Genomic DNA, 11521 nt, shown 5'->3' on the forward strand with positions numbered 1-11521 from the left:
ACGTGTTTTATATCATGGATAAAAATTACTCATTTTCGCGATTCCGACTATCTGTTCCAGTCCCGCATCGGTTCATCTCAACAGCTATCGACCAGGCGGTACAACCGTATTTTTCATAGATACCCTGGAAAGCACGTATCAAAGTAGATGATTCAAGTCCATTGAAGTCTGAGGCCGCCAGGGTTGCTACAACAGCCCTGTGCCAGAAGCAGACGTTGCAAACATTGCGACGTATTAATTAGTATTGATGAAATTCCGTTCGGTACCAACCGTTCGTCTTAACGGAAGTTAAAGTGAAATAAGGAAATAACTCATGCAGCATATTTCTTCTGTCAGGCTTGATTATCGTTGCCTCGAACATACTGACTGGTCATTTTTCCGGGTATTAAACCAGGACCGTGATGTAATGCATTTTATTAGTGATTCACGCACGGATGAGGAGATCAGAACCCAGTCTTTCGAGAAACGTTTGCAACCCTGGCATAAAGGCAGCGAACACTGGCTGTGCCTGGTGATGAGCCAGAAGGACACTGATTTACCGATTGGTGTAACCGGCTTTATTGATCGTGGTGACGGCATCGCAGAAGTAGGTTTTATCCTCGCTGCCGAATTTCATGGGAAGGGTTTTGGCAGTGAATCGCTGAAAGATATTGCCCGTTTCGCTTTCCATACCCTGGGGTATCGCAAGTTAACAGCAACCGTTACTGCAGGAAATGAAGCCTCCCGCAGGACATTACTCAAGGTCGGATTTCAGCAGGAGGGCACGCTAAGGCAAAACTATTTCCTGCATGGCAGTTGGCAAGATGACTGGGTTTTTGGGTTATTGAAAGAAGAGTTCAGGTAGCAGCCACGGTGCCGTCCAGCGTCCCCATCGCAGTTGCAACCCATCCCGATGAATAGACAATACCGTGTGGCCTGCACTCGCTATATCCAGAAAAATTCCCTGCTGGGTATGAAGGCAATACTGGCCCGATGTGACGTGATAAACGCCAGCGTGGCTTCTGGCTTCAGCAAAGGCAGCAAACTGCGCGCCACGCGCACCGGCCCAAAGGTATTAGTCAACATTATCTGCTGGAACTCGTCATCAGTGGCGTGCTGGACCGACTGATGTAAGGGGCCAAATATCCCTGCGACCAGAAAGATCACATCAAACTTATTCTCACCCAGTTTTAAAAGCAGTGGATGGATCTGCTTACCAGCAATACCATTGCGTCTCCGGAAAACCCTTTGCTGGCGCTTTCCATATCGCTCAACCTGACGATAATTGCCGGGATTCTTTATCGGAGGAAGAGGAAAAAGTGACCCGCTCAGTAACATTACAATCCGCAGCGCTTAAAGATGAGCTGGGTGAGACCTTGCTAAGGCTGATTAAAGTTTAATCGGGAGTTTAAACGTTTCTTTGGACATTCACCGCCGAAGGAAGCGCAACGTTTACGCCATTTACTTAAACTAACAGCAGACTCATTCTGGCCAGATTGATTCTGCAGGTGAAACAACAAATAATAATCATAATAGACCCTTTTATATTTATGCTGAATGCCTCCCGGAACTTACTCCAATTGTTTTGCGCGATAGAAGCTATCGCCCCACTGGATGCTTATCGGATGGATCTGGTCCATGCATACTTGCCTGCTTAAATGAGTACTTCCAGCCCATGTTTTTGCACCACAGAGAGCAGTTTCAAAGACATCCCACTGGGGCGCTTCATCCCCGTTTCCCATTTCTGAATTGTCGAAACACTGGTATTCAGATAACGGGCAAAAACCGGCTGACTCACGTTGAATTTTTCTCGTAATTTTTTTATTTCAGATGGTTGTAGCTCCTCCACATTTTCGATGCAGGTTGCATCGAAGTTCCGCATGGTTTCCTGAGGGATAACACCCGCTTTAAACATCCCGGAAGCTGCACTATGGATAGCTTCAAATGCAGGACTTTTGAATTTAGTTTTTGCAGTCATGGCAAATCTCCACCAGTTCTTTAATCTTCATGAGTGCTGCAATGTTCTGATCTGAGAGAGCAGCGTAATGCTTTGCCAGTTCACGGAATCCAGAGAGTTCCTGAGAATCAATGTTCGCCATGTCCTGTTTGACAAACAGAAAAGCGTATATCCAGCGTGTCCCGCCTTTCGCCAGAATGATTGAGCGGTCCCGATTATGGTTAAGGCGCTTTTTGTATACCCCGCCACCGAGATCATCTCCTTTGCCTTCAATCACATTCATTATGGCCTGACATAGTTCGCTATCTCTGATGGCATGCGATTTTGCCGCCCTGGTAAACCATTTTGTCTTGAACACACGCATTATGTCGACATCCTGTCAGGTTATAGTGTAGCACCAGGTGCTATATTGCTCCTCTTTTGATTTGATGAAAAGCAGTTTGATGGTGAAATTTCTCGTCGTAAATTTGACCACGGAAATCCGCTGTCAGCGACACGAGTTACTGTAAAAACGCCTTCCGGTGGCAACAGACGATGATTTTTGGAGCAGCAGCATATGAGAGCAGATTGGCTTATACAGCAATGTGAGATTTTCTGCTTCGCCGGGAACTGAAGAGTTTGTGAACGTGGGGGTAGCAGTCTGCGCTTCAGAGGAAAGATACTTTTATTTTCAGATGACTAAAAAAGACGATGCTTAATCAGCGATTGTGCCCTGCTCGTCATCACTCAGTCCGGTTGGTGCTCTGAGATAGTTGGCGATTGTTCTGATCGCTCAACCCGGACTGAGTTTCCTTCAGGAGATCGGCTATTTATCGAGGTTATTTAGCCAGAATTTCTCTGCGGACAATTTCTGCGCCTGCGCTTAACGCATTCAGCTTGCCTCTTGCTACCTGACGAGATAAAGGCGTCATGCCGCAGTTGGTAGAAGGATAGAGCTTATCCGCATCGACAAACTGAAGTGCCTGGCGGATTGTATTGGCGACGTCTTCTGCTGTCTCAATGGTATTGGTTGCCACATCAATGGCTCCAACCATCACTTTTTTGCCACGAATAAGTTCAATTAAATCCATTGGAACACGAGAGTTGTGGCATTCCAGTGAGATTATATCGATATTTGACTTTTGCAGTTTTGGGAAGACTTCTTCATATTGTCGCCACTCTGTTCCCAACGTCTTTTTCCAGTCGGTATTGGCTTTGATGCCATAGCCATAACAAATATGTACAGCCGTTTCGCATTTGAGTCCTTCAATGGCCCTTTCTAAAGCGGCAATGCCCCAGTCATTCACCTCATCAAAGAAAACGTTAAATGCAGGCTCATCGAACTGGATAATATCAACACCCGCAGCCTCTAATTCTCTGGCTTCCTGATTAAGAATTTTGGCGAATTCCCAGGCGAGCTTTTCGCGACTTTTATAGTGGCTATCATAGAGTGTATCAATCATCGTCATCGGACCTGGCAAGGCCCATTTAATGGGTTGACTGGTTTGCTGACGTAAAAATTTAGCATCTTCGACAAAAACGGGCTTCTGACGCGCCACAGCACCAACCACTGTCGGTACACTCGCATCATAGCGATTGCGAATTCTGACGACCTCGCGTTTCTCAAAATCAACGCCGCTGAGGTGCTCAATAAACGTAGTGACAAAATGCTGACGCGTTTGCTCGCCATCACTGACAATATCAATGCCTGCCTGTAGCTGATCTTCCAGGCACAAACGCAGCGCATCCTGTTTGCCCTCAACTAATTCTTCATTTTGCAATTTCCAGGGTGACCAGAGTGTCTCTGGTTGCGCGAGCCAGGAAGGTTTGGGCAGACTGCCAGCTGTCGACGTGGGTAATAATTTTTTCATAATAGATGACCTTATATTTTCGTTTAATCAAAGAACAGAATTAGCAGACCATTGCTCAAGAATAGTTTGGTATGGTTTGATGAAGTGCTCTTCAGTAAACTTCCCCTGCTCAATAGCTAACTGGCTACGTTCTTCCCGATCATAAACAATCTGAGTTAATGAATGATCCTGGTTATTCAGGTTTGGCTGATAGTCTTTTCCTGCTGCAGAATTAGCATTGTAAATTTCTGGTCGATAAATTTTCTGGAAGGTTTCCATCGTACTGATAGTGCTGATAAGTTCAAGATTAGTGTAATCAGCAAGCAAATCACCGGTAAAATAGAAAGCTAAAGGTGCAACACTATTTGGCGGCATAAAATAACGCGCCTGCAATCCCATTTTATTAAAATAGTGATCGGTCAGGGACAGTTCATTCTGCTGATATTCGATGCCCAGTACAGGGTGTTCATTCCCTGTGCGATGATAAGTGTTTTTACTTGAGACACTCAGACAAATAACCGGCGACTTGTTAAAGTTCTTTTTGTAAACATCTGAGTTCACGAAGCATTTAAATATATTTCCATGCAGATTGCCGAAGTTATGTGGCGTGCTGAATTCAGGTTGGTTTTTATTGTGCTTTGACAGCAACACGCTAAAATCATAATCACGCACATAAGAAGAAAAATTATTTCCTACGATACCTTCGATGCGCTGGTTAGTTTTCTTATCAAAAACATTCGTTTTCAATATTTCAATCACCGGGAAGGTATCGCTGCGTCCTTCAGCACCAATATTCAACTCAACGGAAATGATTTCAAGTTCAACAGAATAGCGATCAGCTTTGGGATTATCCCAGTGCGCCAGAGAATTAAACCGATTGTCAATCATCACCAGGGCGTTGCGCAGGTTCTCCTGACGTTTATCACCTCTGGCCAGATTCGCAAAGTTGGTCGTGATGCGCGTACTTTCTGAAGGGTTATAATTTTCATCGAAAGAAATGCTTTTAATCGCGAATGTAAAGTCGTTATTCATTGTAATCTGGTATCCTAATCTCTGACGTAAAACCTGATTTCATTACTTGCTTTTCAGGATTTCCTAATTTATTTTTTGGCTTTCTTCTTCAGAAGTTTTCATATTTTCAATAGCCAATAACAATGCCTATTTTATGCCTGAGTCATTGATTGAGTAAAAGTGATTTAATTTCATTGCAGCATGAGGCATCTTCATGATTAGGTGCAGGGTCAGGAGCGGCGTTGTTGCAGAACTCTGGAATTCATGGGTTCAGAGCGGCTGGCTATAGTGGCGATGGCCCGCCAGCAAGCGGGCACAGCTTGGTGTAAGTTATCCCAATTCATACTTCCTCAGGCTAGCCTGCGCGGTCAGGACTGAGTTGTAATGCAGATACTTATTCTGGATTCGGTTCGAAGCTGGCCGAAAGCGACAATTGATTATGCCACGATGCGGGACGATCGGCTCAATACGCGCTCCCGGTAACGCTTCAGTTTCTCATGCCCGGCACTCAAACGATGGGCATTGCATGGGTCACTGCACTGCGACTGTCCGTTCCTCGCTCATAGCCAGCCAAAAGCCCTGCTGCGGGCAATTAGATACCAGAAACGGACATTGCTGACATTACTTCTTCTTATTCAGCATCGACTTTAAATCGGCAAAGGGATTATAGGTGGCTGCCGCAACATCTTTTTGCGCATCCTCTCCCGCCACAACGTTTGTGCCGTACTGGTCAGCTTCAGTGTATTTAGAATGCTCATGGTCATGACAATACAGACATAACAACTCCCAGTTACTGCCATCTTCCGGGTTATTGGTATGGTCATGATCGATATGGTGAACGGTTAATTCGCGCAGGTTGGAATAAACAAACTCACGCGAGCAGCGTCCACAGACCCACGGGTAGATTTTTAGTGCTTTCTCACGGTAGCCGCTTTCCAGCCGCGTATAGTTTTTGGGAATCAGAGCCATTGCCGATGTAACCTGTTACAAAGAGATAATTTTAAGATAGTGCTCCCAATATATCCCATAATGCAATAGAAGGAGAGATGGCAAAGGAACAGGATGTTGATTTTTAGCGGTAATTTCCACATAGTTTAATCCTGTAAATTTTCGCGTCTGACTCTCTATAAATAAGCGCTAATTCAGTGCGTTATCGCATCATTGCTACCCTTTACGCGAGACTTCGCCATGACCGACATCACCATCTACCACAACCCCGCCTGCGGCACATCGCGCAACACGCTGGCGTTGATCCGCAACAGCGGCAACGAACCTGAAGTCATTCTCTACCTTGAAACCCCGCCATCGCGGGATAAACTCAGGGCATTGATCGAGGCGATGGGAACCGGCGTGCGGGCGCTGCTGCGTAAAAACACAGAGCCTTATGAACAGCTGGGTCTCGCCAGTGACAGCTTTTCAGACGAACAACTGCTGGACGCTATGCTGGCGCACCCGATACTGATTAATCGCCCGATTGTGGTCACGCCGCTGGGAACGAAGCTTTGTCGCCCATCGGAAGTGGTGCTGGATATCCTCCCCGACGCGCAACGCGGCCCGTTCACGAAAGAGGATGGCGAGGTCGTTATCGATGCTGACGGCAAACGCGTCCCCCGATAATGAAATTGCCCCTGGCCCCTTATCAGACGACTCTATAGATCAGGGATATAACACAACATGCAGGCGCAATTATCCTGATCCAACCGGATGATTCAGGGTTAAGCTGAAAAGGTTCTGTTGCTGAACCCCCATCAAAACTCAAGCCCCCTGCCCTGCTTTAACCCGCCCCAGGTTTCTTTTCACAGTTATGTCCGGGAATGATCAGGCACTGGGGAAGGGATATTTCTTCCGGTAATACTCGCTACGCTCTGGCAGTGAAGGCATACGTTCTCCCGTCGGGTCCGCAATGGCATCCCAGGACCACCAGGAACGGGGAAATTCTGTGTTGTACCACATCGTTTTATCGGCGCGATGCTGTTGATAATCATCATGATCCATCCCCCAGACCTCCACAGGAAAGATATCACCCGTCGGTGAATCCGTCAGGCAAAAATCCGGGTGATATTCATTTTCTGCTGAATCATAAATAAGAGGCTTCACGAACGCACGACGTTCGCGAACCAGCCGGTCGGCCAGGATGCCTTCAAAGGCGGAGTCCAGAGGTATCCATTGTTCGCTGACCATCATCAGGCAGGCCTGGCGAACCAGAGCGCGACGGTATTTACCGCTCTGCTCGGGGATGTCGGTCACTCCTGTCAGGATTACCCTGCCCCCTTTACGCCACCAGGCTACTTCCCGTGGAAAGCGCGTCAGCGTGTTCTGCCAGCGGGCATCATCAATGTTTAGGAAAGGCATACCATTTTCAATGAATCGCCCGAGCGGTAACGTCCCCTTCCCCGCCTCCGCTGCTGCCGACCAGCTCTCCAGCTCGGAGATAACAACCAGTCTCCGGTGCTTCTCCATCGCGTATTCAGTTCTGGCCGAATTGTCCTGACGACGTCCCTTCAGAAGCAATACGTCATCCAGACGAGTCCTTCCCTGACGGACACATTGAGCCTCAGTGTTAAGACGGCTAATCACCGTTTCCAGGGTGCGACGTTCTTCAAAAGCCGGAGTCCAGGCATTGATACCACCGTTTTCCCATAGCAGATGGAGCAGCCCGAGTAGTGTCATTTGCGGCAGTTTCGCGTTCGCCTGTTGTCGCCTTGGCGGAAGCAAAGTGTCGGGTTCTGATTGCTCTCTTTTATCCGGCGCCACCCTGAGCGAATAACCCAGCCTGATCCGGACAGTTCCGTCAGCATCTTCTCTGATAGCCTCACCGGCATACGTACGAGCACCACCCTCAGTATCAATCTTGCTGTGATAAATACAATCGGGCGCGTGCTGAGGCCCGGTATGTGGAAAGCGTCTCAGGGAGAAGCGCTCCCCTCCAGGTTCTGCTCGAATATACAGCCTGAGTTCCCGGTATTTGTCACAGGAACAGGTGGCAATATAGCGGGTGTCTCGCGCTTTCTTCAGACACGCCTGATAAGCGGCAGGAGAAGTGTTACGTCGTTCGGGCGAGAATTTTACGGCCCGATCTTCAGAAAGGATATGAATACTGACCCAGGGTTCTTTTTTAACTGGCATCGTCACCTTCCTTAGCATGTTTCATGAATATTTCGTGGAAGATACGTCAGGCAGCCGGACCTGATGGCGAGAGTGCCAGCGGCTGCCTCTCCGCATTACAGGTGGTTAATCCAGCCGTTGCGACTTATGTCCGCAACCGTAACTGCGGCAAGTCTGCTGACTCTGTCGTGTCTGATGTTCCGCATTAAGCCAATAGCTGAAGGTACGCAGCCTTTCGACAAACATACCCGGTTCATCTTCCGGCTCACGGCTTTCCTTTAACCAATATGCCATTTCTTCTGTCAGAGAAGGAAACTGCCTGACAAATTGGGCAACGTGATCTTCCAGCGTTTCCGGCCAGCCTTTCTCATTATCTTCGCGCAATAGGTTGGTTGCCCGAATCACCTTACGGGCAGCACTGCGCTGAAGTTGCTGGCTCACCCTGATTTGATCAGTGCTACTGATCAGCCGGTCATAATTCTCCAGCACATGCATAAAATCACCATTAACCGCCTCAGCAATGTTTTGGGAAGGTCTGAAGGGTGAGAAATGCATGCGTAAATCATCCCCGCATAAACAGAGACAGTGATGCTTCAGCCAGTATCCCCAGCTGTAAGCATTTTCTTCGTTCATCACCTCCGGCAGGCAACCAAAATCGTAATCGATTTTTGTAATAGCAGAGTGCCGTTGTTCAAGCATGTGGCGTTGTTCAGTGAATGCCACTGACTCAGCGTCGGAGAGGATTGTGTGCGTCACGATGGTTAAATCAAGATCCGAAATGCCCTTAACCGCTTTTCCTGACGCGATGCTGCCATAAAGATAGATGCTGTGTATCAGCTGGCCATGATGTTTTATCAGCTCATCAACAACATCACGAACGACAGATGAAAAGGCAGCCTGCAATCCGTTAAACCCGGGAACAATGATATAACCGTTCTGGTCGACAGCCATTGAGCCTCCGCTGGCCACACACGCTGAGGCGTGTTGTGGAGATAAACCTGTTATGTCCTTATTATCAGGGTCTGCCACAGTGGCGGTCCAGAGCTTTGGTAAATCAAATCCACGCGCCTCAGGTGTTAAGGAGGTTGGGAATTTCAGTCTGAAATTTTATAAAAAAATTCATTATTTTCATCATGATAGACGTGAAATCGAAGTGGGTGCTTAACGGCTTTTTTCGGGAAGTTCAGGCGGGTATCTCCATAAAAGCATCACAGGGTTCTGTTACCTCCCTCTATTCTGGAGTTGACCTGACAAACGCAGGATTAGCTTCAGCGGATGGATGGAACACGGTTCTCGATAGCCTGAACGGATTTGACAGGTTAGCAACGCAGGTTGCATCTGGCAGACAGAAAGTTAATCAGCCCATTGCTCCCGGATGCAAAATCATCGCTCCATCTATGTTTGCCTAGAACACAATTCTCCTTATCAATTGATGGGGTCAGTTAACAAGGTTCGTTTTACCTTCAGCGTCAGTTTATTCTTTTAGCCTCGAAACCATTTAAGTCTTCGTGTAAGTCAGGGAGTGAACAGGGCATTCTTCTGTTAATGCAGAACCCGTTCCCACAGCACCGATTAGCGAGCTTTGCGAGTCTGTCGGGCGAGAAAGCGGAATAACACCTATGTGCGCACTCTGATGAACCGGGATTGCCGAAATCTCACTAATGAACCGTCTTCAGTGTTTTCTACTGTGGTGCAGAAACCGGCGGCGAAGGTTTCAAAGTAGGTTGCTGTCGATTGTTTTCTCAGGAACAGCGCAGCTCAAAACCCACAAAATGAAAAGATCGCGCAAAAGGCCGGGTAAAAGTGGCTTTACAGGAGCCACTCAGAGCCGTTATCTCAACCGCTATAACCCAATGGCATGACTCCAGGTCTAAATGCGCTCAAAATCGCTTAGATTAAAGATTTAACAAAGTGAGCCTAAGCCGATGTATGTCTTTTCGGTTATCAGCTGAAAATCTCTTCTGCTACTCCGACACAAATCCCGGTTTCTGCCCATCAGGTAGATACGCAGTTTAACCGGCTTATTTTGACAAAACCCGCTGTGTAGCACAGACAATGATGATTTGTGCTTATCACATTCCTCACCACATCCATTTACTGACTTGTTCAGAAGGGGGGCCTCTGACTATTCCATTCTTGCTATCGGTCATAATGTCCCAGTGTACCGCTGGATACAGGGGCGTCCTATTTTTGAGGTGATTTCGATGTCGTTGTCTGAACCGCTCAACCAGGTTTAAAACCCCCTCAGTCATGGCAAATGTTGTAGTCGCCTCGACTTATTCGCATTCTGTCTTTTTGAGAGAATAGGGCAGTGGGAATTAAAGACTACAGTCCGGACTGGTTTATTGCTGGTGCGAAAGGCTTATCGGTTTACATCGATTCTTAAATTGTCACACAGGGATATTGAGGGAATTTCAGTCTGAAATAATCAAATTAAATACTTTTAAATCAATGCGATAATCATGAAATCAATATGGGATTTTTGTATAAAAATACGAATAAATGGCTATCCAGAGTCATCTGCTATAAACATGAATGTCTATCCGTTTCGCTACTCTGGCAGGTACCGATCTGTTCTGTCTTCAATATGCCATTTGTCTGGAAACGATAAGAACTCAGGAGGATGTAACGGAGGTTTGAGATATCCAGCAGCGGTACCAGACTACTAAGGTGAAATCGGTCAAGAGGGGGAGGGTGGTGCAGTCTGAATTAGAAGAATCAGACTGCATCGGATCGTAGGATGTGATGTCAGAGAAAAGGATTTGAATCAGCTCAGCAATAAAGTGAGCGGCCTCCACAGATCCTAAGCTGGCAAGATTGTTGATCTGATTGATGTTCCTTGTCATGTGCTTTTTTAGCAGAAGAATAGAAACATCCGCAGTTATCTCCAGTTAACGAAAAGTGGGATTTTGCTGAACTGTTATTTGTATGCGGGTCAGATAAAGCTCTGCAACTACTACGTAGTGTCAGGTAGAGTATTAACATATACGTCGGCTAATGCTGAGTTTCCATCTACGCGAATATGTATAACCCCTGTCTCAGGCTGAGTAATGGGTATTTCAGTCTGAAATATTCAATAAATATTACTATATATCAAATAGTTAATTTGTATTCTCTTATGGGAATTTCTCTCCAATTTCCCTTTATGTAATGTTCTTGATACCGTGAGGCCTGCGCAACCTGAATGAAGTAAACAAAACACACTTAAGTACTGAGCAGGCTACATTGCTATGTAGGGGATACCTGGATCTTAACTACTGGTGTACCGATTCGTAGGGCCGAATGTTCCCGTACGATCACTCCCCTGGTGACAGACAAGGGTTATCTCACCATCATGATCATCACTTCATGTTGGCATGGCACCAAAGCCTGCTTTTTTCGGGTTGTGGCAGCGCAATACTTATCCCCATTATCAACAGGCTGGATCCAGTAATACGATCTTAATACGATCTAATATCGATCCAAAACTGCCAAAACGATCCCCATTGCGCTGTAAGCCTTGTGCTGTCTGGCCTGGGAGCCAGTCAGGGTTATCAGTCATATGCAGATTGTTGTCCGTCATATGCAATTCGTTTCCGGTCGTGTGCAAAAGGTTTGCGGTCATGTGCGCTTTGATTTCCGCTCGTATGCTGGTAAGGTT

At 46.8% G+C, this 11521-nt stretch carries 11 protein-coding genes; 3 read left to right on the plus strand and 8 right to left on the minus strand.

The annotated features are described in order from the left end of the window. Positions 1-313 precede the first annotated feature (313 nt). The gene (locus AC6I8V_RS26680) at positions 314-844 is read left to right on the plus strand and encodes a GNAT family N-acetyltransferase (RefSeq protein ID WP_497847112.1); all 531 of its coding nucleotides are present in this window, start codon (positions 314-316) and stop codon (positions 842-844) included. A gap of 80 nt (positions 845-924) precedes the next feature. Here the strand turns inward: AC6I8V_RS26680 and AC6I8V_RS26685 are convergent, their stop codons facing one another. The 3 genes from AC6I8V_RS26685 to AC6I8V_RS26695 form a co-directional block, all read right to left on the minus strand. Then, positions 925-1317: an SDR family oxidoreductase gene (locus AC6I8V_RS26685; RefSeq protein WP_497847113.1), complete on the minus strand. Its 393-nt coding sequence runs from the start codon at positions 1315-1317 to the stop codon at positions 925-927. Between the two features lie 316 nt (positions 1318-1633). Further along, positions 1634-1957 (minus strand): helix-turn-helix domain-containing protein, encoded by a 324-nt coding sequence (locus AC6I8V_RS26690; RefSeq protein ID WP_497847114.1) that lies wholly within the window; start codon positions 1955-1957, stop codon positions 1634-1636. Beyond that, the gene (locus AC6I8V_RS26695) at positions 1941-2300 is read right to left on the minus strand and encodes a type II toxin-antitoxin system RelE/ParE family toxin (RefSeq protein ID WP_497847115.1); all 360 of its coding nucleotides are present in this window, start codon (positions 2298-2300) and stop codon (positions 1941-1943) included. Before AC6I8V_RS26695 ends, AC6I8V_RS26690 begins: the two co-directional genes overlap by 17 nt. Before the next feature lie 220 nt (positions 2301-2520). Here AC6I8V_RS26695 and AC6I8V_RS26700 point away from each other — a divergent pair, with 220 nt between their 5' ends. Further along, complete coding sequence (locus AC6I8V_RS26700) at positions 2521-2634, plus strand: DUF3037 domain-containing protein (protein ID WP_497847116.1); 114 nt, start codon at positions 2521-2523, stop codon at positions 2632-2634. Positions 2635-2754: 120 nt separating this feature from the next. On the opposite strand, the gene AC6I8V_RS26705 is transcribed toward AC6I8V_RS26700, so the two are convergent. The 3 genes from AC6I8V_RS26705 to yajD form a co-directional block, all read right to left on the minus strand. Further along, complete coding sequence (locus tag AC6I8V_RS26705; RefSeq protein ID WP_497847117.1) at positions 2755-3786, minus strand: methionine synthase; 1032 nt, start codon at positions 3784-3786, stop codon at positions 2755-2757. Positions 3787-3813: 27 nt separating this feature from the next. Next, positions 3814-4797, minus strand: coding sequence for a DUF1852 domain-containing protein (locus AC6I8V_RS26710; protein ID WP_497847118.1), 984 nt, complete (start codon positions 4795-4797; stop codon positions 3814-3816). Between the two features lie 600 nt (positions 4798-5397). Beyond that, on the minus strand, positions 5398-5745 hold the full coding sequence (yajD, locus tag AC6I8V_RS26715) for an HNH nuclease YajD (RefSeq protein ID WP_497847119.1): 348 nt from the start codon (positions 5743-5745) through the stop codon (positions 5398-5400). 219 nt (positions 5746-5964) lie between these two features. Here yajD and arsC point away from each other — a divergent pair, with 219 nt between their 5' ends. Then, positions 5965-6393, plus strand: coding sequence for a glutaredoxin-dependent arsenate reductase (gene arsC, locus AC6I8V_RS26720; RefSeq protein WP_497847120.1), 429 nt, complete (start codon positions 5965-5967; stop codon positions 6391-6393). 201 nt (positions 6394-6594) lie between these two features. Here arsC and AC6I8V_RS26725 read toward each other — a convergent pair whose 3' ends face one another. Both AC6I8V_RS26725 and AC6I8V_RS26730 read right to left on the minus strand, forming a co-directional pair. Continuing rightward, on the minus strand, positions 6595-7902 hold the full coding sequence (locus tag AC6I8V_RS26725) for a DUF1173 family protein (protein ID WP_497847121.1): 1308 nt from the start codon (positions 7900-7902) through the stop codon (positions 6595-6597). A gap of 105 nt (positions 7903-8007) precedes the next feature. Further along, complete coding sequence (locus AC6I8V_RS26730; protein ID WP_497847122.1) at positions 8008-8832, minus strand: nucleotidyltransferase domain-containing protein; 825 nt, start codon at positions 8830-8832, stop codon at positions 8008-8010. Between the last annotated feature and the right edge of the window lie 2689 nt (positions 8833-11521).

The sequence above is a fragment of the Pantoea sp. X-Soil-TKNS-1207 genome, from assembly GCF_059730485.1.

What these genes read in the sequence shown, in the direction of transcription:
- AC6I8V_RS26725 (WP_497847121.1), bottom strand. Translation starts at nt 7,902, where the DNA reads ATGCCAGTTAAAAAAGAACCCTGGGTCAGTATTCATATCCTTTCTGAA.
- AC6I8V_RS26695 (WP_497847115.1), bottom strand. Translation starts at nt 2,300, where the DNA reads ATGCGTGTGTTCAAGACAAAATGGTTTACCAGGGCGGCAAAATCGCAT.
- AC6I8V_RS26730 (WP_497847122.1), bottom strand. Translation starts at nt 8,832, where the DNA reads ATGGCTGTCGACCAGAACGGTTATATCATTGTTCCCGGGTTTAACGGA.
- arsC (WP_497847120.1), top strand. Translation starts at nt 5,965, where the DNA reads ATGACCGACATCACCATCTACCACAACCCCGCCTGCGGCACATCGCGC.
- AC6I8V_RS26690 (WP_497847114.1), bottom strand. Translation starts at nt 1,957, where the DNA reads ATGACTGCAAAAACTAAATTCAAAAGTCCTGCATTTGAAGCTATCCAT.
- AC6I8V_RS26705 (WP_497847117.1), bottom strand. Translation starts at nt 3,786, where the DNA reads ATGAAAAAATTATTACCCACGTCGACAGCTGGCAGTCTGCCCAAACCT.
- yajD (WP_497847119.1), bottom strand. Translation starts at nt 5,745, where the DNA reads ATGGCTCTGATTCCCAAAAACTATACGCGGCTGGAAAGCGGCTACCGT.
- AC6I8V_RS26680 (WP_497847112.1), top strand. Translation starts at nt 314, where the DNA reads ATGCAGCATATTTCTTCTGTCAGGCTTGATTATCGTTGCCTCGAACAT.
- AC6I8V_RS26685 (WP_497847113.1), bottom strand. Translation starts at nt 1,317, where the DNA reads ATGTTACTGAGCGGGTCACTTTTTCCTCTTCCTCCGATAAAGAATCCC.
- AC6I8V_RS26710 (WP_497847118.1), bottom strand. Translation starts at nt 4,797, where the DNA reads ATGAATAACGACTTTACATTCGCGATTAAAAGCATTTCTTTCGATGAA.